This window comes from Curtobacterium sp. Csp1, assembly GCF_013347185.1.
Map to the genome: position 1 here is coordinate 3,296,013 of NZ_CP054594.1, position 24,233 is coordinate 3,320,245.

The window sequence follows — 24,233 nt, forward strand, 5'->3', positions numbered from 1 at the left end:
TGGTGCCATGACCACCAACCAGACGCCGATCATCCGACTCGACCACGTCTCCAAGCACTACGGCGACGCCGCGCGCCGGGTCACCGCCCTCGACGACGTCAGCGTCGACATCGGTGCGGGGGAGTTCACCGCCGTGATGGGTCCGTCCGGCTCAGGCAAGTCGACACTGATGCACGTCGCCGCCGGACTCGACGCGGTGTCGTCGGGGCGGATCAGCATCGACGGGGTCGAGATCACCGGGCTGGCGGACCGCGAGCTCACCGAGCTGCGTCGGCGCCGTCTCGGCTTCGTGTTCCAGTCGTTCAACCTCGTGCCCACCCTGGACGTCGCCGAGAACATCCGCCTGCCGTTCCTGCTCGGTGGGCAGAAGCCCACGCGGGACGAGTCGGCGTGGATCGACCGGCTGGTCGAGATGCTCGGCCTCGGGAACCGCCTGGGCCACCGTCCCCACCAGCTCTCCGGCGGACAGCAGCAGCGCGTCGCGATCGCGCGGGCGCTGGCCTCGCGTCCGGCCGTCGTCGTCGCCGACGAGCCGACCGGAGCCCTCGACTCGCGGACCGGGCGCGACGTGCTCGGGATCCTCCGTGGCGCCGTGCAGGAGTGGGGGCAGAGCGTCGTCATGGTCACGCACGACCCCGTCGCGGCGGCGAACGCCGACCGCATCCTGTTCCTCGCCGACGGCCGCATCGTGGACGACCGTCCGGCGATGACCGCGTCGGACATCTCCGCCACGATGCTCGGGATGGAGGCGGCAGCATGAGCGGCCTCCGCGCCTTCGCGCCCACCGTGCTCGTCGCGGCGCTCGGCACCACCTTCGGCTCGGCGCTCGTGATCGCACCGGGCGTCGTGACCCAGGCGATGGCCGCGGCGGGGTTGAGCGACCTCGGTCCGGTCAAGGCGATCCTCGCGGTGATCGGCTGGCTCTTCCTCGGCATCGCCCTGTACGTCGGGGCGATCGTCACGGCCAACACCTGCGCCACCCTCATCGCCGGCCAGACGCGCATCATCGCGCTGCAGCGGCTCGTCGGTGCCACGGGCGCCACGCTCCGCGCCCGCATCACCCGGACCGGGCTGCTCGTCGGCGCGCTCGGCGGTGCGATCGGTGTCGTCGTGGGGACCGGGCTGTCGGTCGTGTTCGTCGCGGTGCTGCGCGGGAACGGCTTCCTGCCGGACACGGCGTACACCCTCGTCCCGTGGGAGCTCGTCCTGCCGCTCGTCGCCGTCGTCCTCGCGACCTGGGGCGCCTTCGCCGCCGGGTCGCGGCGCGTCCTGACGGTGACCCCGCTCCAGGCGCTGTCGTCGAGTGTCGAACCCGCGCACGAGGACGTCCGGTCCGGCACTGCGCGGAAGGTGTGGGCGATCCTGCTCATGGCCGCGGGCGCGCTGCTGATGCTGCTCGGGCTGGGCGTCAGCGTGAGCTCGCCGTTCGCGGTCCTGCCTGCTGCCCTCGGCGGCTTCGTGTCCTTCGCGGGCGTCGCCGTCGGAGCGACCATCGTGATGCCGCCGGTCCTGCAGCTGATCGGACGGATCGGCTCCCGCGACCCCGTGGTGCTCCTCGCCGGTCGGAACGCGATGCGGGCGCCCGGGCGGGCCTCGCGTGCCACGATCGGACTCGTCATCGGCGTGACGCTCCTCGTGACGTTCGCGGTCGCGCTCGGGATCATGCAGCACGTGCTCGAGCAGCAGCTCGCCGCGATGGACGACGGCACGATGACGCCCCAGGTCCTGCAGGCGCAGCGCGACTTCTTCGTGCAGCTCAACGCTGTCGTCAGCGTGATCGTCGGGTTCTCCGCCGTGATCGCCGCGGTCGGGGTCGTGAACGCCCTCGCCCTCGGCGTGCTCCAGCGTCGCCGTGAGCTCGGTCTGCTCCGTGTGCTCGGGCTCACCGGGGCGCAGGTCCGGCGGATGATCGTCACCGAGGCCGTGCAGATGGTCGTCGCGGCGGTCGTGACCGGACTCGTGCTCGGCACCTGCTACGGCTGGGTCGGCGGGCAGACGCTCCTCGGCTCGATCGGCACCGTCGTGCCGCCCGTGCTGCCGCTCGGTACCGTCGCCGTGGTCGTCGTCGGGGCACTCGTCCTGGCGGTGGTCGCGACCGTCGCTCCGGTCCGACGGGCGATGCGGGTCCCGCCGACCGAGGCGCTCGCCGTCGACTGAGCACGGCACCTGGCCCGGGCAGCAGTGCCCGGACAGCAGCGCCCGGGCCAGGACTGCAGCACCCAGGCCCGGGCGCCGGCAGCGTCACGCACTTGCACCGCGCTGGTGTACCAGTGCTACGGTGGCGGTGATGTACCCGGCACTCCTCCTCCTTCGCTGCCGCGACGAGGCCTGACACAACGGCCCACCTCGTCGCGGAGTCCGTCGTGGCCTGACACACACCTGACGACGAAAGCGACGAACCGATGCAGAACACGCAGCGCCCCTCCGGGATGCCCATCCACAAGTACGTCCCCTTCCACGAGCAGATCGCGGTCGAGCTGCCCGACCGCACCTGGCCGACGAAGCGCATCGACCGTGCGCCGCGGTGGTGCGCGGTCGACCTCCGGGACGGCAACCAGGCCCTGATCGACCCGATGGACTCCGAGCGCAAGCGGGCGATGTTCGACCTGCTCGTCCGGATGGGCTACAAGGAGATCGAGGTCGGGTTCCCGAGCGCCTCGCAGACCGACTTCGACTTCGTCCGGTCGCTCATCGACGACGGAGCCATCCCCGACGACGTCACGATCCAGGTCCTCACGCAGGCCCGCGAGCACCTGATCAACCGCACGTACGAAGCGATCGACGGTGCGAAGCAGGCGATCGTGCACCTGTACAACTCGACGTCGATCGTGCAGCGCGAGGTCGTCTTCCGGACGGACGTGCAGGGTGTCGTGGACATCGCGGTGGAGGGCGCGCGGATGTGCAAGGCGGCCGAGGCGGCGCTGCAGCACGACACGACGGTGTTCTACGAGTACTCACCGGAGTCCTACACGGGCACCGAGCTCGAGGTGGCGGTCCGGATCTGCAACGCCGTGCTCGAGGTCTTCGAGCCGACCCCTGATCGCAAGGTCATCATCAACCTGCCCGCCACGGTCGAGATGGCGACGCCGAACGTCTACGCCGACTCGATCGAGTGGATGTCGCGGAACCTCGACCACCGTGAGGACGTCATCCTCTCGCTGCACCCGCACAACGACCGCGGGACGGCCGTCGCCGCTGCGGAGCTCGGCTACATGGCCGGCGCCGACCGCATCGAGGGCTGCCTGTTCGGCAACGGGGAGCGCACCGGCAACGTGGACCTCGTCGCCCTCGGCATGAACCTGTTCACCCAGGGCATCGACCCCGAGATCGACTTCAGCGACATCGACCAGGTGAAGCGGACGGTCGAGTACTGCAACCAGCTGCCGGTGCCCGAGCGTCAGCCCTGGGCGGGCGACCTCGTGTACACCGCCTTCAGCGGGTCGCACCAGGACGCCATCAAGAAGGGCTTCGACGCCATGCAGGCGAAGGCCGAGGCGGCCGGCACGACCGTCGACGAGATCGCCTGGGCGGTGCCGTACCTGCCGGTCGACCCGAAGGACATCGGCCGCTCGTACGAGGCGGTCATCCGCGTCAACTCGCAGTCCGGCAAGGGCGGTGTCGCGTACCTGCTCAAGACCGACCACGCGATCGACCTGCCCCGCAAGCTGCAGATCGAGTTCTCCGGTGTCGTGCAGCAGCGCACCGACTCCGAGGGCGGCGAGTTCTCGTCTGAGCGCATCTGGGACCTGTTCCGCGACGAGTACCTGCCCGCGACCACGGACGAGGACAAGTGGGGTCGCTACGAGATCACGAAGACGGCGACGTCGAGCGACTTCGACGGCACGACGAAGCTCTCGGTCGCGATGCGCGTCGACGAGGGGTCGGTCGAGGCGCAGGCGGTCGGGACCGGGCCGATCGACGCGTTCCTGTCGGTGATGCGCGACCAGGGCGTCGCCGTCACGCTGTACGACTACTCGGAGCACACGATGAGCGCCTCGGGTGACGCGCAGGCCGCCTCGTACGTCGAGCTCGACGTCGACGGCGTCCGCCTGTGGGGCGTCGGCATCGACGCGGACATCGCGACGGCCTCGCTCAAGGCGATCGTCTCGGCGGTGAACCGCGCAATCCGCGCCGGGGCCGCGTCCGGCGCGCCGGAGCTGGTCTCCGCCTGACCGCGCGCTCAGCGCGACCACCTGACGGGAGGCGCGGTGCGGGTCCGACCCGCACCGCGCCTCCCGTCCGTGGTGCCGTCCCGTCCCTACCCGTCGCGCCCGCCGTCGCGTGGTGCGTTCCGTCCCATCGCGCCCGAGATGGGAGGACGGATCGCGCATGGGAGGACGGAACTCGCGGTCTCCGACGCGCGGATCGGTCTCCGACGCGCGGAACGGTCGCCCCCCCCCCCGCGCACCCCGCTGTCGGCGGGGCGGGGGATACTGGTGCGATGCCGCTGTACCGGGACGAGTGCGTCGTGTTGCGCACCCACAAGCTCGGTGAAGCCGACCGCATCGTCACGATGCTCTCCCGGCAGCACGGCAAGATCCGGGCCGTCGCGAAGGGCGTCCGGCGCACCGCGTCGAAGTTCGGGTCTCGGCTCGAGCCGTTCATGGTCGTCGACGCGCAGTTCTACGAGGGCCGCACGCTCGACATCGTCACGCAGGCCGAGAGCCTCGGGTCGTACGGTGCCCAGATCGTCGCGGACTACGGCGCGTACACGGCCGCGAGTGCGATGGTCGAGACCGCCGACCGCCTGAGCGAGGCGGACGCCGGGCTGCAGCAGTACCTGCTGCTCGTCGGGGCCCTGCGCTCGCTGTCCCGTCGCGAGCACGTCACGAGCGCGACGCTCGACTCCTACCTGCTCCGGGCGATGAGCATCGCGGGTTGGGCGCCCTCGTTCGGCGACTGCGCGGTGACCGGGGAGCCCGGGCCGCACACCGCCTTCGTCGTGCAACTCGGCGGCGTCGTGGCCGACCGGGCGGCGCCGCCCGGCACCCCGCGCCTGGACATCGACACGCTCGGCCTGCTCGGAGCCCTCCTCGCGGGCGACTGGGCGACCGTGGACGTCGCGGACGAACGGACGCGCTCCCGGGCCTCCGGCGTGGTGGCGGCGTACGCCCAGTGGCACCTGGAACGATCGCTCCGGTCCCTGCCGCACGTCGACCGCAGCGAGCACCCGGCACCGGTCGCACCGACGCCGGGTGGGGTCCCCGCCGCGGTCTCCGCGACACCGGCACCCACGGTCCCCGTGCCGACCGACACCGTGCCGTCCGATCCCGAAGGAGCCCCTGCATGAGCCCACGCCGGTCAGCAGCGTCCGAGCCGATGAAGCCCGTCGACTGGACGGGGGAGCAGCCGCCCGCGATCCCCGCGCAGTTCGTGCCCGAGCACGTCGCGATCGTGATGGACGGCAACGGCCGGTGGGCGAACCAGCGCGGACTGACGCGGGTCGAGGGGCACAAGGCGGGCGAGGCCTCGCTCCTCGACGTCGTCGCCGGCGCGATCCAGATCGGCGTCAAGCACGTCTCGGCGTACGCGTTCTCGACCGAGAACTGGAAGCGCTCCCCGGACGAGGTCCGCTTCCTGATGGGCTTCAACCGCGAGGTCATCCACCGCCGACGGGACCAGCTCCACGCCTGGGGCGTCCGCGTGCGGTGGGCCGGACGGCGCCCGCGGCTCTGGCGGAGCGTGGTCGACGAGCTGCAGACCGCCGAGCGCATGACGGCCGACAACGCGCGTCTCACGCTGACGATGTGCGTGAACTACGGCGGCCGGAACGAGATCGTCGACGCGGTCCGCGGCATGGCCGAGGACGTCGCCGCCGGGCGGATGAAGCCGAGCCAGGTCACCGAGAAGGCCCTGGCGAAGCGCCTCTACGTGCCGGAGCTGCCGGACGTCGACCTCTTCCTCCGGAGCTCGGGGGAGCAGCGCACCTCGAACTTCATGCTCTGGCAGTCTGCCTACGCCGAGATGGTGTTCCTCGACCGGCTCTGGCCGGACTTCCGGCGGACGGACCTCTGGGGCGCGATCGAGGAGTACGCGAGCCGGGACCGCCGGTACGGCGGCGCCGTCGACGCACCCACCGCCTGACCGGAGGCGCGTGGCGGGCTCCGCCACGATCCTCCCGTCCGACACGGACCGACAAGCACGAACACGGACCGACGCGGACCGACCTGCACCGGCCACAGCCAGGCACGGGCCGGCCCCGTCAGTCGAGCAGGTGCGCCGCCCCGCACACCGCGTCGAGCGCGGCGCGCACGCTCGGCACCCGGTCCGCCCCGCGCGCGACGACGACCTCGACCCGCCTGGCCAGGTCGTCCTCGGCCGGGGTGACGGCAATGCCGGCCGGGATGACGGTCGACACGAGCGCGAGCCGGGGCAGGAGCGCCACCCCGAGCCCGGCCGCGACGAGCCCGACGACCGCCGCAGCGTTGTCGGTCTCGAGCACGATCTCCGGGGTGAACCCGGAGGCGGCGCACGAGGCGAGCAGGTGTCCCCGGCAGCGCGGGCAGCCGCCGATCCAGCGCGCCTCGCGGTGGTCGGCGAGGTCCGCGACGCTTCCGCCGGACCAGTCGACCGGCAGTGCAGCGTGGCCGCCGTCCGGACTCGGCGTCACGAGTGCGAGCGGGTCGCGTCCGAGCGCCCGGGTGCGGAGCGTCGGGTCCGTGGTGGTGTCGTCGGCGGGCCCGACGAAGGCGTGCGAGAAGACCAGGGCGACGTCGACCTCGCCGCGGCGGACGAGCTCGACGGCCTCGGGCGGTTCGGCCTCCACGTACGAGGTCACGACCCCGGGGTGGTCCGCCGCCAGGGTGGCGAGCACGGCGGGCACCAGGGTGGACGAGGCACTCGGGAACCCGGCGAACCGCACCCGTCCGCGGGCGAGTCCGCCGACGGCGTCCAGGTCCTCGCGTGCGGCGGCCAGCGCGGACTCGACCGCCTGCGCGTGGTCGGCGAGCACCGCGCCGGCCTCGGTGAGCGTGGCGCCGCGCCCACCACGACCGCCGACTCCGCCGCGGCCGACGCCGGTGCCGGCGCTGCCACCGGTGCCGGCGCTGCCACCGGGCCCGGCGCTCCCGCCGGTCCCGCCGCGCAGCACGAGCTCGTGGCCCAGCCGACGCTCGGCCCGCGCCAGGAGCTGGCTGACGGCCGGCTGGCTGTACCCGAGGACGTTCGCGGCGCGGCTGATCGACCCGGCGTCCCGGACGGCACGGAGCACACGGAGCAGCTGGGGGTCGAGGTCGTCCACAACACGATGTTATGGGGTGCCGAAGGAAGCTGCCCTGGTGTGATGGCGGCCTGCCGTCGACGCTGGACGCATGGACTCCTTCGTCGACGGCTCCGGGTACCTCGCCGCCTGCACTGCCGGGCTGCCGACCCTCGGCACGCTCGCCGCCCAGCGCGCGGACCTCGACGCGTGGTCCCGGGCGGCGACGACCCCGACCGGCTACGGCGCACTCGTCGAACAGGGCCGCGAACTGTTCGCGGGGATCGTCGGCGTCGACCGGGCGCGGGTCGCCACCGGCTCGCAGACGTCGGCGATGGTCGCCGTCGTGGCCGCCTCGCTGCCCGACGGCGCCGAGGTCGTCGTCCCCGACGGGGACTTCAGCTCCGTCGTCTTCCCGTTCCTCGCCCAGGCCCACCGCGGGGTCCGGGTGCGGAGCGTCCCGCTCGCGGACCTCGCCGACGCCGTACGCCCGGGCACCCGACTCGTCGCGTGGTCCGCCGTGCAGTCCGCCTCCGGCGTGGTGACCGACCCGGCGCCCGTGCTCGCCGCGGCCCGGGCGGTCGGCGCCCTGACGCTGTGCGACCTCACGCAGGCGGCCGGGGTGCTCCCCGTCGACGCGGCACCCTTCGACGTCACCGTGACGCACGCCTACAAGTGGCTCTGCGCGCCGCGCGGGGTCGCGTTCGCGACGTTCTCGGACCGCGCGCTCGCGGAGCTCCGGCCCGTGCAGGCGGGCTGGTACGCGGGCGCCGACGTGTGGTCCTCGTGCTACGGACCCGACATGCGGCTCGCCGACGACGCCCGTCGCTTCGACGTCTCCCCGGCCTGGCAGGCCTGGCCCGGGGCGGTCGCCGCCCTGCGGCACCTCGCGTCCGTCGACGCGGCCTCGGCCTGGAGGCACGCCACCGGTCTCGCGGACCGGCTCGCCGACGCGCTCGGGAGGCCCCGACCCGGGCAGGCGATCACGACGTTCCCGGACCCTGACGGCACGGCGCTCCGCGCACTGGCGGACGCCGGGGTCACCGCGAGCGGCCGGGCCGGGCGGCTGCGGCTCGCCTTCCACCTGTGGAACGACACCGAGGACGTCGACCGCGTCGTCGCGGTGCTCGGGGGACTCGGCAGCTTCCGACCGGTGGAGCGGCCGCTCGTCCACAGCGTGCGGTAGCCCGTCCGCCCCCGCTCGACGGGCCGGTACGCTTGCCGGGTACCGTTCCGACCCGGGCACCCAGTCCGGCGACCACAGGAGTCCCTCTTGGCACCGTCCTCCCGTCTCGACAGCGTCATCGCCCTGGCCAAGGGCCGCGGCTTCGTCTTCCAGTCGGGGGAGATCTACGGCGGATCGCGCTCCGCGTGGGACTACGGGCCCCTCGGTGTCGAACTCAAGGAGAACATCAAGCGCCAGTGGTGGCAGCGGTTCGTCCGCGGCCGTGGCGACATGGTCGGCCTGGACTCGGCCGTCATCCTGCCGCGCAAGGTGTGGGAGGCCTCCGGCCACGTCGCGACCTTCACCGACCCGCTCGTCGAGTGCCTGCACTGCCACCACCGCTTCCGCGAGGACCACCTGGTCGAGGCCTTCGTCGCCAAGAAGGGCCGCGACCCCGAGGGCGGCATGGCGGAGATCGCCTGCCCGAACTGCGGCACCCGCGGCGAGTGGACCGAGCCGCGTGAGTTCTCCGGGATGCTCAAGACGTACCTCGGCCCGGTCGAGTCCGAAGAGGGCCTGAACTTCCTGCGCCCCGAGACCGCGCAGGGCATCTTCGTCGACTTCGCGCAGGTCGTCACGACCAGCCGCATGAAGCCCCCGTTCGGCATCGGCCAGGTCGGCAAGGCGTTCCGCAACGAGATCACCCCCGGCAACTTCATCTTCCGGACCCGCGAGTTCGAGCAGATGGAGATCGAGTACTTCGTGCCGCCGGCCGACGTCGACACGCACTACGAGCAGTGGATCGCCGACTCGGTCGCGTTCTTCACCGACCTCGGCATCGACCCGGAGAACCTCCGCCGGTTCGACGTGCCGGACGGGGAGCGCGCGCACTACTCCGACGCCACGGCCGACATCGAGTACCGCTTCGGCTTCGCCGGGTCCGAGTGGGGCGAGCTCATGGGCGTCGCGAACCGCACCGACTTCGACCTGAACAACCACATCGAGTCCTCGGGCAAGGACCTCCGGTTCTTCGACCAGGCCGCCAACGAGAAGTACGTGCCGTACGTCATCGAGCCGTCGTTCGGGCTCACCCGTGCGCTCATGGCGTTCCTGCTCGACGCCTACCACGAGGACGAGGCCCCGAACGCGAAGGGCGGCGTCGACAAGCGCACCGTCCTGCGCCTGGACCCCCGACTCTCCCCCGTCAAGGCCGCGGTCCTGCCGCTGTCGCGCAACGAGCAGCTCTCGCCGGTCGCCCGTGGTCTGGCCGATGACCTCCGCAAGCACTGGAACGTCGACTTCGACGACGCGGGCGCGATCGGTCGCCGCTACCGTCGCCACGATGAGATCGGCACGCCGTTCTGCATCACGGTCGACTTCGACACCCTCGACGACCGGGCCGTGACGGTCCGCGAGCGCGACACCATGGCGCAGGAGCGCGTGTCCCTCGACCAGCTGCAGGGCTACCTGGCGCAGCGGCTGCTCGGCGCGTAGCACCGACCGCCCGACCGACGGACAGACACACGCGGCCACGGCCCGGGAATACCCGGGCTGTGGCCGCGTTGTCGTCCGCGTGAACGACTCCGTGAAGGTCGATGTCTGGTCCGACATCGCGTGCCCCTGGTGCTACATCGGCAAGCGCAAGTTCGAGGCGGGAGCCGCGGCGTTCGGCGCCGGCCCCGACGCCGCGCCCGTCGAGGTCGAGTACCACTCGTTCGAGCTCAGCCCGGACACCCCGGTCGACTTCGAGGGAACCGAGGCCGAGTTCCTGTCCGGCCACAAGGGCATGCCCGTCGAGCAGGCGCAGCAGATGCTCGAGCACGTCGCCGGCATCGCAGAGGGTGTCGGCCTGGACTACGACTTCGACGCGATGCACCACACCAACACGGTGAAGGCGCACCAGGTCATCCACCTCGCCAAGCAGCACGGCAAGCAGCTCGACATGGTCGAGCGGCTCTTCACCGCGTACTTCGAGCGGGGCGAGCACGTCGGGCAGGACGAGTCCCTCGCGGACCTGGCTGCCGAGGTCGGCCTGGACCGCGACGAGGTCCTGACGACCCTGCGCGACGACGGGCAGCTCGCCGCCGTCCGTGCCGACCAGGCCCAGGCACAGGCGTTCGGCATCAACGGCGTCCCGTTCTTCGTCATCGACGGCAAGTACGGCGTCTCCGGCGCCCAGGACCCGGCGGCCTTCGAGCAGGTGCTCCGCCAGGTCGTGGCGCTGCGCTCGTCCACACCCGAGGAGCTCGCAGCCGAGCAGCAGCGAGCCGAGGACGACGCGGCAGCGGATGCGGCGGCGGCCCGGTGAGCGACGTGACGACGACCGGCGGGGCCGCACCGGGCCTCCAGGCCGGGTCGAACCCGTCCGCCGGACCCGTACTGCTGACGTTCCCCGTGACCGGCGGCGCGCCGGTCTGCGAGGGCGACAGCTGCTTCGTGCCCGGCGCCGAGGGGAGCTGGACCGAGGTCCCGGACTGACGGACCCGCGCCCGGGTCAGCCCCGGACGGGTTCCTCGTCCGTGATGTCCGCGACCGTCGCGTCGTAGGCGGCGACCAGGGCGTCCGCGTCGACGAACGCGCTCGCGCCGTGCCGTCCCGCGCCGAGCGCGATCCGTCGGCCGAGCACGCGCTCGTCGGCGACGACCGGCAGGTCACCCGTCGCACCGATCGGGGTGATCGTGCCGCGCTCGTAGCCCGAGGCCTCGAGCGCGGTGGCCGCGTCGGGCATCGAGAGCTTGTTGACCCCGACGACCGTGCGGAGCTTCTTCCACGCGATGCTCCGCCCTCCCGGTACGAGCGCGAGCAGGAAGCCGCCGTCGTGCCGCTTGACGACGAGGGTCTTGACGATGTCGCCCGGGATGATCCCGAGCAGTGCGGCGGCCTGCTCGAGCGAGTCGGCCGCGGGGCGTTCGACGACCTCGACGTCGAGCCCCCTGGCTGCTGCGTCGGCGTCGAAGCGGGCGATGGCGGTGTCGGACATGTGGAGAACGCTACCGGCGCGGAACGGGCATGGGAGAATGGACGACGTATGACGATCACTGACGCGCCCCGGACGGCGACCCGACCGGCGAAGCCCCTGCGCATCGGCCCCATCGAGGTCGACGCGCCCGTGGTGCTCGCTCCGATGGCGGGCATCACGAACATGGCCTACCGCCGACTCTGCCGCGAGTACGGCGCGGGTCTCTACGTCTGCGAGATGATCACCTCGCGCGCCCTGGTCGAGCGGACCCCGGTCTCGATGCAGCTCATCCAGCACCACGAGTCGGAGACGCCCCGGTCGATCCAGCTGTACGGCGTCGAGCCGAACACCGTGGCCGAGGCCGCGACGATCCTGGTGGGCGAGGACCGGGCCGACCACATCGACCTGAACTTCGGGTGCCCGGTGCCCAAGGTCACGCGGAAGGGCGGGGGAGCGGCCCTGCCGTGGAAGCTCGACCTGTTCAAGGACCTGGTCGAGAAGACCGTCAAGGCCGCCGGTGACGTCCCGGTGACCGTCAAGATGCGCAAGGGCATCGACGCGGACCACCTCACGTACCTCGACGCGGCGCGCATCGCCCGGGACGCGGGTGTGGCCGCGATCTCGCTGCACGCCCGCACCGCGAACGAGCACTACTCCGGGCACGCGGACTGGTCGGCGATCGCGACGCTGAAGGAAGCGATCACCGACATCCCGGTGCTCGGCAACGGGGACATCTGGTCCGCCGCCGACGCGCTGCGCATGGTCGACGAGACCGGCTGCGACGGCGTGGTCGTCGGCCGCGGGTGCCTGGGGCGTCCGTGGCTGTTCGGCGACCTCGCGGCGGCGTTCCGCGGCGAGGACGTCCGTGCGATGCCGTCCCTCGGCGACGTCGCGACCGCGTTCCGCCGGCACGCCGAGCTGCTCGTCGAGTTCTTCGGGTCCGAGGACCACGGCTGCCGTGACGCCCGCAAGCACGTCTCCTGGTACTTCAAGGGCTACCCGATCGGCGGCGACGTCCGGTCGGCGCTGTCGATGGCGTCGAGCCTGCAGGAGATCGACGACCTGCTCGGGCAGCTCGACTGGACGGCCCCGTACCCGGGCGCCGACGTCGAGGGGCCGCGCGGTCGCGCTGGGCACCCGAAGCGCACGGCCCTGCCGGACCGCTGGCTCGAGTCCCGCGACGTCGACGAGGCGTTCCGGAAGGTCCTCGCCGCCGCCGAGCTGCACCACAGCGGCGGATGAGCGCCACCGCCTCGTACGGGCCCGCCGACGCCGAGCGCTGGCTGCCCGAGACCCACGGCAACCGTCGGTCCGACTTCGCCCGCGACCGTGCCCGACTGCTGCACTCGAGCGCGCTCCGGCGGCTCGCCGCGAAGACCCAGGTGCTCAGCCCGACCACGGGGCTCGACTTCGCGCGGAACCGCCTGACGCATTCGCTCGAGGTCGCGCAGGTCGGCCGCGAGCTCGCCGACTCGCTCGGGCTCGACCCCGACGTCGTCGACACGGCCTGTCTGGCGCACGACATCGGCCACCCGCCGTTCGGCCACAACGGCGAGACGGCCGTGAACGCCTGGGCTGCCGGGATCGGCGGGTTCGAGGGCAACGCGCAGACCCTGCGTCTGCTCACGCGACTCGAGCCGAAGGTCTACGGCGTCGGTCCGGACGACGACCGTCCGTACGGGCTCAACCTCACCCGGGCCTCCCTCGACGCGAGCTGCAAGTACCCGTGGCCGGCGGCGCAGGGTGTGGCCGAGGCGTCGTCCGGGCGCACGAAGTTCGGCTTCTACGACGACGACCACGACGCCTTCGAGTGGCTCCGTGCGGGGGCTCCCCGCCGGCAGCGGTGCATCGAGGCGCAGGTCATGGACCTGTCCGACGACATCGCGTACTCGGTGCACGACTTCGAGGACGCGGTCGTCGCGGGCTTCATCGACGTGGCGGCGCTCGGCGACCGGGTCGGCGAGAACGACATCGTCACGGCGATGCACGCGTGGGTGGGGTCCGACCTCAGCCGCGACGAGCTGCTCGAGGCCTTCGACCGGCTGCGTTCCCTGCCGCTGTGGATGACCTCGTACGACGGGTCGCGGCGGGACATGGCGCGGCTGAAGAACCTGACGTCGCAGCTCATCGGGCGCTTCGCGCGCACGGCGACGGCGGCGACACGGGAGTCCTACGCGTCCGGGTCGCTCGTGCGGTTCGCGGCGTCCGTCGTCACACCGCCCGAGATCATCGGGGAGATCGCGGTGCTCAAGGGCATCGTCGCGGCGTTCGTGATGACCCAGGGGGACCGGCAGCCGGTGTACGAGGACCAGCGTCGCGTCCTCACCGAGCTGCTCGACGCCCTCGCGGCCACGGGGAGCGCGGACCTCGAGCCGGGCTTCGCGGCGGACTGGCGAGCGGCGTCCGACGACGCCGGGCGGCTGCGGGCCGTGGTCGACCAGGTGGCGAGCCTGACCGACCAGGGGGCACTGGCGTGGCACAGGCGGCTCGTTGTCGGTGAGCGGGAGACGACGCACATCCCGGTCTGAGCCGGGTGCCGGTGCCGGTCCCGGACCCGCGAGACGCCCTCGTGCGCGCGGGACGCCGCCGGTTCCGGGACCGTCTCGGTGGGAGGTGACGGTCTCGGCGCGACCGGACCGTCTCGGCGCGACCGGACGTGGACGCGGACGCGGCCGCGCACGCCTCCGGTCCGAACCGCCCCGCGACCGCAGCCGACGTGCCGGAGGTGCGCCGTGCCTCCAGGCCGTCACCGGTGCCTCCAGGCCGTCACCCGTCCACAGTCCGTCACCCGTCCGGGGGCCGTCACCCGTCCACAGGCGGATGCTCGTCCACAGGCGGGCGCGACCGTCAGCCGGGGTCACCGGCACGAACTAGGATCGAGGGGTGGCTGGCAGGATCGCGCGGAACGACATCGACGAGGTCCGCTCGCGTGTCAACATCGCCGACGTCGTCGGCGACTACGTCACGCTGAAGTCCGCCGGAGTCGGGTCGCTCAAGGGCCTCTGCCCCTTCCACGACGAGCGTTCCCCGTCCTTCCACGTGCGGCCCCAGGTCGGTCGGTACCACTGCTTCGGGTGCGGTGAGGACGGCGACGTCTTCGAGTTCATCATCAAGCAGGACCACACGACCTTCCAGGAAGCCGTCGAGCGGATGGCGGCGAAGATCGGCTTCACGCTCCACTACGAAGAAGGCGACGGGCCGCGCACCGACTACAACCAGCGCGCGCGGCTGATCGCCGTGAACGAAGCCGCGCTGGCGTTCTACCAGGCGCAGCTCACGACTGCGGGCGCCGAACCCGCCCGCCGGTTCCTCGGGGAGCGTGGCTTCGACCCCGCCGCGGCGCAGCACTTCGGGGTCGGCTTCGCGCCGCAGTCGTACGACGCGACGCGCGAGCACCTGCGCGGCCGGGGCTTCTCGATGGACGAGATCCTCGCCGCCGGGCTCGCGGGCCAGGGGGACCGGTCGCCGTACGACCGTTTCCGCGGACGCCTGATGTGGCCGATCCGCGACGTCACCGGCGCGACGATCGGCTTCGGTGCGCGTCGCCTGCTCGACGACGACAAGGGGCCGAAGTACCTCAACACCCCCGAGACGCCGATCTACCACAAGAGCCAGGTGCTCTACGGGCTCGACCTCGCCCGGCGGGACATCTCGAAGCAGAAGCAGGTCGTGATCGTCGAGGGCTACACCGACGTGATGGCGTGCCACCTCGCGGGCGTGACCACCGCGGTCGCGACGTGCGGCACGTCCTTCGGGGTCGACCACATCAAGGTCCTGCGGCCGATGCTCGGCGACTCGGCCGGTGCGCACCTGTCGCAGCTCGGCGACATCGTCTTCACGTTCGACCCGGACGAGGCCGGGCAGCGTGCCGCGGCACGCGCCTTCTCCGAGGAGAGCCGGTTCGCCTCGCAGACCTACGTCGCGGTCGCGCCGGGTGGCCTCGACCCGTGCGACCTCCGCCTGACGCGAGGCGACGCCGCGATCGAGCGGCTCGTCGAGACCAAGCGCCCGATGTTCGAGTTCATGATCCGTCGCCGCTTGGCGTCCCACGACATCGAGACCGCCGAAGGCAGGGTCGCCGGGCTCCGCGACGCCGCACCCGTCGTGGCCGGCATCCGCGACCGCACACTGGCCAGCGCCTACGTCCGCGAGACCGCCAAGTGGCTCGGGATCGACATCCCGGAGGTCCGGCGCGCGGTCGAGAACGCGCGGCAGCGGCAGGGATCGGCCCGTCAGGACCAGTCAGGAGGCTCGGTGCCGGTCGGGCAGGCGGGTCCGGGTGGCGAGCTGGTCGCCCCTCCGGAGGAGCCCGTGGCCGGGCTGCGACTGCTGCCGAACGACCCGGTCACCCGGATGGAGCGCGACGCCGTGATGGCGATGGTGCAGCAGCCCGGGTACGTCGGGACGCCGCTGATCTGGCTCGCTGCATCGGCGACGTTCTCGGCGCCGATGCTGTCGGTCGTCCGTGACGCCGTCGTGGCCAACGTCGACGCGATCGGCGCGGGGGACTGGCTCGACCGGCTGCTGCAGGACGTGCCGGCGCCGTTCCGCGGCCTCGTGCAGGAGCTCGCGCTCGCGCCGATCCCCGCCCGCACCGACGAGGACCTCGCGCTCTACGCCCGGAGCATCGTGCAGGCCCTGGTCGAGCGTGACCTGCTCGCCCGCAAGGCCGCGCTCCTCGGGCAGCTGCAGCGCGCCGACCCGCACGAGCAGGGCGACCGCCGCGCCGAGATCCAGCGGGAGCTCGTGGAGCTCGACGCCCAGCGCATGCGGCTCCGGGCCGACGGCGAGGCGTCCGCGTAGGGACTCGTCGTCCGCCTCGTCCGGCGTGCCCGCTGGCCGGCGTGCCCGCTGGCCGGCGTGACCGCTGTCCGGCGTGCCCGCGGTCCGGCATGCCCGCTGTCTGCCCTCCGCCGAACGGGCAGGACACGCCGCGTGCTCGACGTCGAGCGGTCGAGAAGTGTCGGGTCGGACCGCCGAGCGGGCCACAAGTGGCACGCTCGGCCCGCTCGCGCGGCCCCGTTGCCGAACGCAACAATCCTGCGTGACACGCCGGGGCGCCACGCGCGCATCATGCGCCATGCGACGCGGTCCTGCATTACAAGGGTGTAAACAAATGCCCTCCGGCGCCGGAGATTCCGTGTCAGGGTGGTACCAATGAGCGTTCCTGGCCGGGCACACAGTCGAACCACGGCCCTGTCCAGGACCCTTGCAACCATCACCAGAGAGAGAGCGGACATGGCATCCGTGACCAAGTGGGGCAAGCGCGGTCTCGCGCTCGGCGCCGGGGCAGCAGCGACGGCGCTGGTGCTCACGGGCTGCGCGAGCAGCAGCGTCTCCGACACCGCCCTGAACGGCATCAGCATCGGCACGACGGACAAGATCACGTCCCTCGACCCGGCGGGCTCCTACGACAACGGCTCCTTCGCCGTGCAGAACCAGGTGTTCCCGTTCCTGATGAACACCCCGGTCAACAGCCCGGACGTGAAGCCGGACATCGCCACCAAGGGCGAGTTCACGAACCCGACGACGTACACCGTCACGCTCAAGAAGGGCCTGCAGTTCGCGAACGGCCACGACCTCACGTCGAGCGACGTGAAGTTCTCGTTCGAGCGCGAGCTGAAGATCAACAACGAGAACGGCCCGCAGTCGCTGCTCGCCAACCTCAAGAGCATCGACACCCCGGACGACACGACGGTGGTGTTCAACCTCGACCACGCCGACCAGACCTGGCCGCAGGTGCTCTCGAGCCCCGCCGGCCCGATCGTCGACGAGCAGGTGTTCTCGGCCGACAAGCTCACGCCCGCGGCCGACATCGTCAAGGGCAAGGCGTTCGCCGGGCAGTACGAGATCACCTCGTACAAGGAGAACGACACCATCCAGTACAAGGCGAACCCGAAGTACGACGGGCTCCTCGGCAAGGCGAAGACCGACGAGGTCACCGCCAGCTACTACACCAAGGAGACCGACCTCAAGCTCGCCGTGCAGAAGGGCGACGTCGACGTGGCGTACCGCTCCCTGACGCCGACCGACATCGCGGACCTCCGCAAGGACTCCAAGCTCGAGGTCACCGACGGCCCCGGCGGCGAGATCCGCTACCTGGTCTTCAACTTCAACACGCAGCCGTTCGGTGCGAGCCAGTCCGACAAGGACGAGACGAAGGCCCTCGCGGTCCGTCAGGCCGTCGCCGACGTCGTCGACCGCGAGAAGCTCGCCAAGGACGTCTACAACGACACCTACTCGCCGCTGTACTCGATGGTCCCCGAGGGCCTGACCGGTGCCGCGAAGCCGTTCGAGCAGCTCTACGGCGACGGCAACGGTGGTCCGAGCGTCGACAAGGCGAAGGAGACGCTGTCCAAGGCCGGCGTCACCGGCAAGGTCCAGCTCGACATCCAGTACGCGCCGGACCACTACGGCTCGACCTCGGACGACGAGTACGCCGAGCTCAAGACGCAGCTCGAGAACTCGGGCCTGTTCACCGTGAACATCCAGTCGACGGTCTACACGACGTACGCGCAGGAGCGCACGAAGGACGCCTACCCGGTGTACCAGCTCGGTTGGTTCCCGGACTTCTCGGACGCCGACAACTACCTGTCGCCGTTCTTCACGAAGGAGAACTTCGTGCAGAACCACTACGACGACCCGACGATCCAGGACCTGATCTCGCAAGAGCAGCAGGAATCGGACAAGAGCAAGCGTGCCGACCTGATCGAGCAGGCGCAGGAGCGTGAGGCCACCCAGATCTCGACGCTGCCGCTGCTGCAGGGCAAGTCGGTCGCGGTCGCCTCGAAGGACGTCAAGGGCCTGGTCCTCGACTCCTCGTACAAGTTCCGCTACGCCACCCTCTCCAAGTAACACCGGCGTCGGCCCACGGGGGCGTTCCCACGAGGAACGCCCCCGTGGCCGCGTCCCGAACGGCACCGAAAGGCACCCGTCCTCGTGACCCTCAGCACCCCGGAGGCGGCCTCGGAGCTGGCCACCGACCCCACCAAGCCCCAGGCACAGCGACGTGCCCGCGGGCAGGGCGGCGGGCTCGGCCGGTACATCCTGGTCCGCTTCCTCCTCATCTTCCCGACCGTGTTCATCCTGGTCACGCTCGTCTTCTTCCTGATGCGCGTCATCGGCAACCCGATCACCGCGTCCGTCGGTGGTCGCCTGACGCCGGCGCAGCTCCAGGAGCGCCTGCACGCCGCCGGGTACGACCGGCCGGTCATCGTGCAGTACCTCGAGTACCTCGGCAACATCGTCCGCGGCGACTTCGGCACGACGTCGACCGACAACCGTCCGATCACCGAGATCATCGTCACGTACGGCGGTGCGACCGCGGAGCTCGTGTTCTGGGCGCTCATCGTGGCGCTCGTCCTCGGCATCCCGCTCGGCATGCTCGCCGCGTACGTCCGCGACAAGTGGCCGGACGTGCTGTTCCGCGCGCTCGCGATCCTGACCTACGCGACGCCGGTGTTCTTCGGCGGTCTGCTGCTCAAGCTCGTCTTCTCGGTCTGGCTCGGATGGCTGCCGCTCGGCGACCGTGCGTCGACGCGGGTGTCGCTCGTCCTCGACAACATCCCCGGCGCGACCGGCATCTACATCGTCGACGCGCTCCGCACCGGCAACGCGCAGATCATCGGCGACGTGCTGGCACACGCCGTCCTGCCCGCGCTGACGCTCGGGCTCCTGACCGCCGGCATCTTCCTGCGCCTGGTGCGCGCCAACATGATCGGCACGCTCGGCTCCGAGTACGTCGACGCAGCCCGCTCGCGCGGCGTCCGGGAGGCTCGCCTCGTCCGGACGCACGCGTTCCGTCCGGCGCTGGTCCCGATCATCACCGTGATGGGTCTGCAGATCGCCATGCTGCTCGGCGGCTCGGTGCTCACCGAGACCACCTTCGGTTGGCGAGGACTCGGCTTCGAGCTCAACCAGTACCTGTCGGCCCGCGACTTCGTCGCGGTCCAGGGCATCGTCGCGATGCTCGCCGTCATCGTCGCCGTGACGAACTTCGTCGTCGACGTGGTCGCGGCGCTCATCGACCCGAGAGTGAGGTTCTAGCGATGGCCGACGTCTCGCTCGTCGACCGCCACGAGCCGCTCTGGAAGCGGCTGCCCGTGGTGGTCCAGCTCCGCCGGAGCACCGGCTGGCAGCGCGCCATGCTCATCACCGGCGTGGTCATCTGCGCCCTGTACCTGATCGTCGCGATCGCGGCGCCGCTCATCGCCCCGTACGGCTTCGGCCAGCTGCAGGGCGCCGACGGCCAGGGCTTCCCGCGCACCGGTGCTCCGAGCCCCGAGCACATCTGGGGCACCACGGTCGGCGGGTTCGACGTGTTCAGCCGCGTGGTGTTCGGCGCGCGGACCGCGGTGCTCGTGGTCATCGTCGCCGTGGTCGTCTCGATCACGATCGGCGTCATCCTCGGCATGGTGTCCGGCTACCTGGGCGGCTGGCTCGACCGGGTGCTCGTCGTGGTGGCGGACGCGATCTACGCGTTCCCGTCGCTGCTCCTGGCGATCGTCGTCTCGATCGTCATCTCCGGCGGCAACTCGAGCTACTCCGGCGGCATCGTCGCCGCGGCCATCTCGATCACGGTCGTCTACGTGCCGCAGTACTTCCGCGTCGTCCGTGCCGAGGCCGTCCGGCTGAAGAACGAGGCATTCGTCGAGTCCGCCCGCGTGGTGGGCACGAACCCGTGGCGGATCATGACGCGCCACGTGCTCCGCAACTCCACGCGGTCGCTCCCGCTCATCCTGACGCTCAACGCGAGCGACGCGATCCTGACGCTCGCCGGCCTCGGGTTCCTCGGGTTCGGCATCGGCCCGACCGCCGGGGCCGAGTGGGGCTACGACCTCAGCCGCGCGCTGTCGGACGTCGCCTCCGGCGTCTGGTGGACCGGCGTGTTCCCCGGCGTCGCGATCGTCGTGCTCGTGCTCGGCGTGACCTTCATCGGCGAGAGCCTCAACGACATCTCCGACCCGCGTCTCCGCGCCCGTCGCCGGCTGAAGCAGCTGGTGTCGCGCAAGCAGGCCGCGACCACGGAAGGGGCGACGGCATGACCGGCGCAGCGAACGACCAGCAGCACGCACCCGTCGCGGTCGTCGACGACCTGACCGTCACCTTCGCGACCGACGGCGGCGCCGTCGACGCCGTGAAGGGTGTCAGCCTGGACGTCCGTCCCGGCGAGGTCCTGGCCCTGGTCGGCGAGTCCGGATCGGGCAAGTCCGTCACGGCCCGGAGCATGCTCCGCCTCATGCCGGAGACGGCGACGCTCGGCGGCGCGGTGTACCTCGACGGGACCGACGTCGTCAGCGTCGGCCCGGCGAAGCTGCGGGAGCTCCGCGGGACCGCCGGTGCGATGGTGTTCCAGGAGCCGTCCACGGCGCTCAACCCGGTCTTCACGGTCGGGTGGCAGATCTCCGAGGGCCTCCGGGCGCACGGCGGCGTCTCGAAGAAGGAGGCGCGGGCTAAGGCGGTCGACTACCTGCGGCGGGTGGGCATCCCCGACCCGGAGCAGCGCGTCGACCACTACCCGCACCAGTTCTCCGGCGGGCAGAAGCAGCGCGTCGTCATCGCGTCCGCCCTGGCCCTCGAGCCGAGCGTCATCATCGCCGACGAGCCGACCACCGCGCTCGACGTGACGGTGCAGGCGGAGATCCTCGACCTGCTCCGCCGCTGCCGCGACGAGTTCGGCGCGGCGATCGTCATCATCACGCACAACATGGGCGTCGTCGCCGACCTGGCCGACCGCGTCGCCGTGATGTACCAGGGCGAGGTGGTCGAGGAGGCCCCGGTCGCCGAGCTCTTCGCGGCGCCGCAGGCCGACTACACGAAGAAGCTCCTCGCCGCCGTGCCCCGGCTCGAGGCCTCGACCGGGACCGCCCGTCGTGCCGCGATCACCGAGGACGTCGAGCCGCTCGTGTCGGCCCGCGGGCTGGAGATCGAGTACCCGGGCCGGCTCGGCTCGCCGGCGTTCCGCGCGGTGAAGGGCGTCGACCTGGCGATCCGTCCCGGCGAGGTCCTCGGCCTGGTGGGGGAGTCCGGCTCCGGCAAGACCACCATCGGCCGGGCCATCGCGGGACTCACCCGGATCACGGGCGGGTCGCTGAACGTCCTCGGGACCGAGATGCTGGGGTACCGCGAACGGGACTTCAAGCGGCACCGGAAGGACATCGGGTTCGTCTTCCAGGACCCGGCGACCTCGTTCAACCCGCTGCTGACGATCGCGGAGTGCGTCGCCGAACCCCTCGTCGTGCACGGCGAGGTCCGGAACCCCCGAGACGCCCGGAAGCGCGTCGACGAGCTGCTCGAGGCGGTGCAGCTGCCCGCCGCGTACGGCGACCGCTACCCGCACGAGCTCTCCGGCGGCCAGCGGCAGCGCGCGTCGCTCGCCCGGTCGCTCGCGCTCCGGCCGAAGCTGCTCATCGCCGACGAGCCGACGAGCGCGCTCGACGTGTCCGTGCAGGCTCGCGTGCTCGAGCTGTTCCTCGAGCTCCAGCAGGACCTCGGCTTCGCCTCGCTGTTCATCAGCCACGACCTGGCGGTCGTGGGGGCGCTGTCTGACCGCATCGCGGTCCTCTACCGTGGCGACCTCGTGGAGACCGGCACGACCGCCGAGGTGCTCGGCGCGCCGCAGCACCCGTACACGCAGCGGCTCCTCGCGTCGCTGCCGGTCCCGGACCCGGCCGAGCAGGCCGAGCGACGGCGTACGCTGGTCGAACTGGAGCACGCCGGGTCCTGATCCGGTGGCGACCAGCCTGGAGGCGCGACCCGCGTCCGCGACGCGGGTCGCGCCTCCAGGCGGTCACCTCCACCGCACCACGTCGTGACCGCACCGTCGCGACCGACAGGCGCGGTCGCAGTCAGGGGCGCCGCGGAAGGGGATCCATGATCGCGGTGAACGGCCCGGCGGTCGTCGCAGACGACGTCTCGATCGAGTACCGGGGGGCTCGCGGCGCAGCCGCGATCCGGGCCGTCGACGGGGTGAGCCTGACCGTCCGACAGGGGGAGATCCTCGCCGTGCTCGGCGAGTCCGGCTCGGGCAAGTCCACGTTCGCCGCGGCGATCGCCGGCCAGCTCGGCGCGACCGGCGAGGGCGAGGGGGCGCACCGACGGCACATCACCGGTGGCGAGCTCACCGTGCTCGGGCAGAAGGTGCGCGGGCTCCGACCGACGTCGCGCAAGGCCGCCCGGCTGACCGGTCGGATCGGGTACCTGCCGCAGGACGGCGCCGACCGGCTGAGCCCGGACCTGACCGTCGGCGAGGCGATCGCCGAACCGATCTACGTGCGCGACCGTCGCTTCGACCGGAAGGAGGCCGGGCTCATCGTGGCCCGCCTGGTCGACGCCGTGCACCTGCCGCTCGGCGTCATGCGACTGAACACCTGGGAGCTCTCGAGCGGCCAGCGGCAGCGCGTCGCCCTCGCCCGCGCGCTGGTCCTCGAACCGCAGCTCCTCGTCGCCGACGAGCCGGCCCGCGGTGTCGACGTGCTCGTGCGGCAGTCCGTGCTCGAGGCGCTCACGAACCTGCAGCGGGGTCGGCAGTTCTCCGCCGTGGTCGTGTCGAGCGACCTCCGCGAGGCCCGTGCCCTGGCCGACCGCGTCGCCGTCATGGCCGACGGCCGTGTGGTCGGGCTCGGCACCTTCGACGAGGTCCTCGACAACCCCGTCGACCCGTACGTCAAGACCCTGGCGGCGACGGCGTCCCGGCCGGTCAAGCGCCGACCCGCCACCGCTTCCGGGGCACGGTCCGCCGTACCCCGTCGGCCCGTCGCCGCGGCCGGCACCGGCCCTCGCGCCGAACGACAGGAGCACGCATGACGACCACCACCGGGACCCCCACCCGCGGCCACCGTGCCGTCGTGACCGACGCCGGCGCACCCCTCCCGGTGGCGCCGCCCACCGCCGGACCGGTCGCGATCCTGCCGTCGCCGGCCGACCTGCACGTCGCAGCGGTCACCGACGCCGGCGGGACGGTCGCGCCGCTCGACGAGGACACCCGCGCGGTCGTCTGGCTCGACGCGCGCGACCCCGACGGGCTCGCCGCGGCGCTCGACCGGGCGCCGGGCGTCGGGTGGGTGCAGCTGCCGTTCGCGGGGGTGGACGCGTTCGCCCACCTCATCGAGGAGCACGGGGACCGGGTGCTCTTCACCTCGGCCAAGGGCGCGTACGCCGAACCGGTCGCCGAGCACGCCCTGGCCCTGACGCTCGCGACGCTGCGGGTCCTGCCGAAGCGTGCGCGGGCGGCCTCGTGGGCGACCGAGCCCGAGGGCGTCTCGCTGTACGGCCGGAACGTCGTGGTCATCGGCGCCGGGGGCATCGCGCTCGAGTACATCCGACTGCTCGCACCGTTCGAGGTGTCGGTGACCGTGGTGCGGCGCTCGAGCGACCCCGTCCCGGGCGCCGACCGCACCGTCACGACCGACGAGCTCGACGCCGTGCTGCCGGACGCCGATGTCGTGATGGTCGCCGCGGCGATGACGAGCGGCACCGCGAAGCTCCTCGGGGCACCGCAGTTCGCCCGCATGAAGCCGAGCGCCCGGATCGTGAACATCGCCCGCGGCGGTCTGGTCGACACGGACGCCCTGGTGGCCGCGCTGCACGACGGCGAGGTCGCCGGCGCCGGGCTGGACGTCACGGATCCCGAGCCGCTGCCGGACGGACACCCGCTGTGGACCACACCAGGGGTCGTCATCACGCCGCACCAGGCGGACACGCCGGAGATGGTGGCGGCGCTCCTCGCCGAGCGCGTGCGCACGAACACGACCGCGTTCCTGGGCGGAGCGGGCGAGGGGTTCGTCGGGGTGGTCGACCCCGCCGCCGGGTACTGACCGCGCGCGGTCGTCGCGGGGTCCGCGTGCGGCGCGCCCGGGATGCGCGGCGGATGCGCGGAGCGGCCGCTGCGTCCTGCTATGCTGGTACCCGTT

The 24,233-nt window shown here is 72.0% G+C and carries 20 protein-coding genes; 18 read left to right on the top strand and 2 right to left on the bottom strand.

All coding sequences use genetic code 11. From position 1 onward, the window contains the following. Nucleotides 1-7: 7 nt before the first annotated feature. The 5 genes from HUN58_RS15820 to HUN58_RS15840 all read left to right on the top strand — a co-directional run bounded on the left by HUN58_RS15820 (nucleotide 8) and on the right by HUN58_RS15840 (nucleotide 6,084). The gene (locus HUN58_RS15820; RefSeq protein ID WP_058742442.1) at nucleotides 8-760 is read left to right on the top strand and encodes an ABC transporter ATP-binding protein; all 753 of its coding nucleotides are present in this window, start codon (nucleotides 8-10) and stop codon (nucleotides 758-760) included. Next, nucleotides 757-2,157: an ABC transporter permease gene (locus tag HUN58_RS15825; protein ID WP_180225169.1), complete on the top strand. Its 1,401-nt coding sequence runs from the start codon at nucleotides 757-759 to the stop codon at nucleotides 2,155-2,157. The genes HUN58_RS15820 and HUN58_RS15825 overlap by 4 nt, the downstream gene beginning before the upstream one ends. 245 nt (nucleotides 2,158-2,402) lie before the next feature. Beyond that, nucleotides 2,403-4,172 (top strand): 2-isopropylmalate synthase, encoded by a 1,770-nt coding sequence (gene leuA / locus HUN58_RS15830; RefSeq protein ID WP_180225170.1) that lies wholly within the window; start codon nucleotides 2,403-2,405, stop codon nucleotides 4,170-4,172. 269 nt (nucleotides 4,173-4,441) lie between these two features. Further along, the gene (gene recO / locus HUN58_RS15835) at nucleotides 4,442-5,290 is read left to right on the top strand and encodes a DNA repair protein RecO (protein ID WP_141861209.1); all 849 of its coding nucleotides are present in this window, start codon (nucleotides 4,442-4,444) and stop codon (nucleotides 5,288-5,290) included. Next, nucleotides 5,287-6,084 carry an isoprenyl transferase gene (locus HUN58_RS15840; RefSeq protein ID WP_058742438.1) on the top strand — a complete coding sequence of 266 codons (798 nt, stop codon included), beginning with the start codon at nucleotides 5,287-5,289 and terminating at the stop codon, nucleotides 6,082-6,084. The genes recO and HUN58_RS15840 overlap by 4 nt, the downstream gene beginning before the upstream one ends. Nucleotides 6,085-6,202: 118 nt before the next feature. Here the strand turns inward: HUN58_RS15840 and HUN58_RS15845 are convergent, their stop codons facing one another. Next, on the bottom strand, nucleotides 6,203-7,240 hold the full coding sequence (locus HUN58_RS15845; RefSeq protein ID WP_180225171.1) for a LysR family transcriptional regulator: 1,038 nt from the start codon (nucleotides 7,238-7,240) through the stop codon (nucleotides 6,203-6,205). A 70-nt stretch (nucleotides 7,241-7,310) separates the two neighbouring features. On the opposite strand from HUN58_RS15845, the gene HUN58_RS15850 reads away from it, so the two are divergent. The 4 genes from HUN58_RS15850 to HUN58_RS15865 all read left to right on the top strand — a co-directional run bounded on the left by HUN58_RS15850 (nucleotide 7,311) and on the right by HUN58_RS15865 (nucleotide 10,841). After that, complete coding sequence (locus HUN58_RS15850; protein ID WP_180225172.1) at nucleotides 7,311-8,384, top strand: aminotransferase class V-fold PLP-dependent enzyme; 1,074 nt, start codon at nucleotides 7,311-7,313, stop codon at nucleotides 8,382-8,384. 87 nt (nucleotides 8,385-8,471) lie between these two features. Beyond that, nucleotides 8,472-9,857, top strand: a complete 1,386-nt coding sequence (locus HUN58_RS15855) for a glycine--tRNA ligase (protein WP_180225173.1) — start codon at nucleotides 8,472-8,474, stop codon at nucleotides 9,855-9,857. 79 nt (nucleotides 9,858-9,936) lie between these two features. Continuing rightward, nucleotides 9,937-10,671 (top strand): DsbA family protein, encoded by a 735-nt coding sequence (locus HUN58_RS15860; protein ID WP_058742434.1) that lies wholly within the window; start codon nucleotides 9,937-9,939, stop codon nucleotides 10,669-10,671. A 5-nt stretch (nucleotides 10,672-10,676) separates the two neighbouring features. Continuing rightward, the gene (locus HUN58_RS15865) at nucleotides 10,677-10,841 is read left to right on the top strand and encodes a hypothetical protein (RefSeq protein WP_180225174.1); all 165 of its coding nucleotides are present in this window, start codon (nucleotides 10,677-10,679) and stop codon (nucleotides 10,839-10,841) included. A gap of 16 nt (nucleotides 10,842-10,857) precedes the next feature. Here HUN58_RS15865 and HUN58_RS15870 read toward each other — a convergent pair whose 3' ends face one another. Continuing rightward, complete coding sequence (locus HUN58_RS15870) at nucleotides 10,858-11,343, bottom strand: aminoacyl-tRNA deacylase (protein ID WP_058742433.1); 486 nt, start codon at nucleotides 11,341-11,343, stop codon at nucleotides 10,858-10,860. A 48-nt stretch (nucleotides 11,344-11,391) separates the two neighbouring features. On the opposite strand from HUN58_RS15870, the gene dusB reads away from it, so the two are divergent. The 9 genes from dusB (at nucleotide 11,392) to HUN58_RS15915 (ending at nucleotide 24,137) form a co-directional block, all read left to right on the top strand. Continuing rightward, on the top strand, nucleotides 11,392-12,564 hold the full coding sequence (gene dusB / locus HUN58_RS15875; RefSeq protein WP_114850962.1) for a tRNA dihydrouridine synthase DusB: 1,173 nt from the start codon (nucleotides 11,392-11,394) through the stop codon (nucleotides 12,562-12,564). Then, nucleotides 12,561-13,850 carry a deoxyguanosinetriphosphate triphosphohydrolase gene (locus tag HUN58_RS15880; RefSeq protein ID WP_141861219.1) on the top strand — a complete coding sequence of 430 codons (1,290 nt, stop codon included), beginning with the start codon at nucleotides 12,561-12,563 and terminating at the stop codon, nucleotides 13,848-13,850. The genes dusB and HUN58_RS15880 overlap by 4 nt, the downstream gene beginning before the upstream one ends. Before the next feature lie 355 nt (nucleotides 13,851-14,205). Continuing rightward, a complete protein-coding gene (gene dnaG / locus HUN58_RS15885) occupies nucleotides 14,206-16,125 on the top strand; it encodes a DNA primase (protein WP_180225175.1) in 1,920 nt (639 codons plus the stop codon). A gap of 435 nt (nucleotides 16,126-16,560) precedes the next feature. Then, a complete protein-coding gene (locus HUN58_RS15890; protein WP_058742429.1) occupies nucleotides 16,561-18,177 on the top strand; it encodes an ABC transporter substrate-binding protein in 1,617 nt (538 codons plus the stop codon). A gap of 117 nt (nucleotides 18,178-18,294) precedes the next feature. Further along, entirely contained in the window at nucleotides 18,295-19,368 is a 1,074-nt protein-coding gene (locus HUN58_RS15895; protein WP_141863297.1) for an ABC transporter permease, read from the top strand. Nucleotides 19,369-19,370: 2 nt separating this feature from the next. Continuing rightward, nucleotides 19,371-20,366, top strand: coding sequence for an ABC transporter permease (locus tag HUN58_RS15900; RefSeq protein ID WP_058742427.1), 996 nt, complete (start codon nucleotides 19,371-19,373; stop codon nucleotides 20,364-20,366). Beyond that, nucleotides 20,363-22,048, top strand: coding sequence for an ABC transporter ATP-binding protein (locus tag HUN58_RS15905; RefSeq protein WP_180225176.1), 1,686 nt, complete (start codon nucleotides 20,363-20,365; stop codon nucleotides 22,046-22,048). The genes HUN58_RS15900 and HUN58_RS15905 overlap by 4 nt, the downstream gene beginning before the upstream one ends. Nucleotides 22,049-22,194: 146 nt before the next feature. Further along, nucleotides 22,195-23,127, top strand: coding sequence for an ATP-binding cassette domain-containing protein (locus tag HUN58_RS15910; RefSeq protein WP_141861226.1), 933 nt, complete (start codon nucleotides 22,195-22,197; stop codon nucleotides 23,125-23,127). Further along, a complete protein-coding gene (locus tag HUN58_RS15915; RefSeq protein ID WP_180225177.1) occupies nucleotides 23,124-24,137 on the top strand; it encodes a D-isomer specific 2-hydroxyacid dehydrogenase family protein in 1,014 nt (337 codons plus the stop codon). Before HUN58_RS15910 ends, HUN58_RS15915 begins: the two co-directional genes overlap by 4 nt. The last annotated feature ends 96 nt before the right edge of the window (nucleotides 24,138-24,233 follow it).

Excerpts from the sequence above, each read along its gene's own strand:
- HUN58_RS15870 (WP_058742433.1), bottom strand. The coding sequence starts at position 11,343 with ATGTCCGACACCGCCATCGCCCGCTTCGACGCCGACGCAGCAGCCAGG.
- HUN58_RS15910 (WP_141861226.1), top strand. The coding sequence starts at position 22,195 with ATGATCGCGGTGAACGGCCCGGCGGTCGTCGCAGACGACGTCTCGATC.
- dusB (WP_114850962.1), top strand. The coding sequence starts at position 11,392 with ATGACGATCACTGACGCGCCCCGGACGGCGACCCGACCGGCGAAGCCC.
- HUN58_RS15825 (WP_180225169.1), top strand. The coding sequence starts at position 757 with ATGAGCGGCCTCCGCGCCTTCGCGCCCACCGTGCTCGTCGCGGCGCTC.
- HUN58_RS15880 (WP_141861219.1), top strand. The coding sequence starts at position 12,561 with ATGAGCGCCACCGCCTCGTACGGGCCCGCCGACGCCGAGCGCTGGCTG.
- leuA (WP_180225170.1), top strand. The coding sequence starts at position 2,403 with ATGCAGAACACGCAGCGCCCCTCCGGGATGCCCATCCACAAGTACGTC.
- HUN58_RS15905 (WP_180225176.1), top strand. The coding sequence starts at position 20,363 with ATGACCGGCGCAGCGAACGACCAGCAGCACGCACCCGTCGCGGTCGTC.
- HUN58_RS15900 (WP_058742427.1), top strand. The coding sequence starts at position 19,371 with ATGGCCGACGTCTCGCTCGTCGACCGCCACGAGCCGCTCTGGAAGCGG.
- HUN58_RS15890 (WP_058742429.1), top strand. The coding sequence starts at position 16,561 with ATGGCATCCGTGACCAAGTGGGGCAAGCGCGGTCTCGCGCTCGGCGCC.
- HUN58_RS15915 (WP_180225177.1), top strand. The coding sequence starts at position 23,124 with ATGACGACCACCACCGGGACCCCCACCCGCGGCCACCGTGCCGTCGTG.
- HUN58_RS15820 (WP_058742442.1), top strand. The coding sequence starts at position 8 with ATGACCACCAACCAGACGCCGATCATCCGACTCGACCACGTCTCCAAG.
- HUN58_RS15840 (WP_058742438.1), top strand. The coding sequence starts at position 5,287 with ATGAGCCCACGCCGGTCAGCAGCGTCCGAGCCGATGAAGCCCGTCGAC.
- HUN58_RS15850 (WP_180225172.1), top strand. The coding sequence starts at position 7,311 with ATGGACTCCTTCGTCGACGGCTCCGGGTACCTCGCCGCCTGCACTGCC.
- recO (WP_141861209.1), top strand. The coding sequence starts at position 4,442 with ATGCCGCTGTACCGGGACGAGTGCGTCGTGTTGCGCACCCACAAGCTC.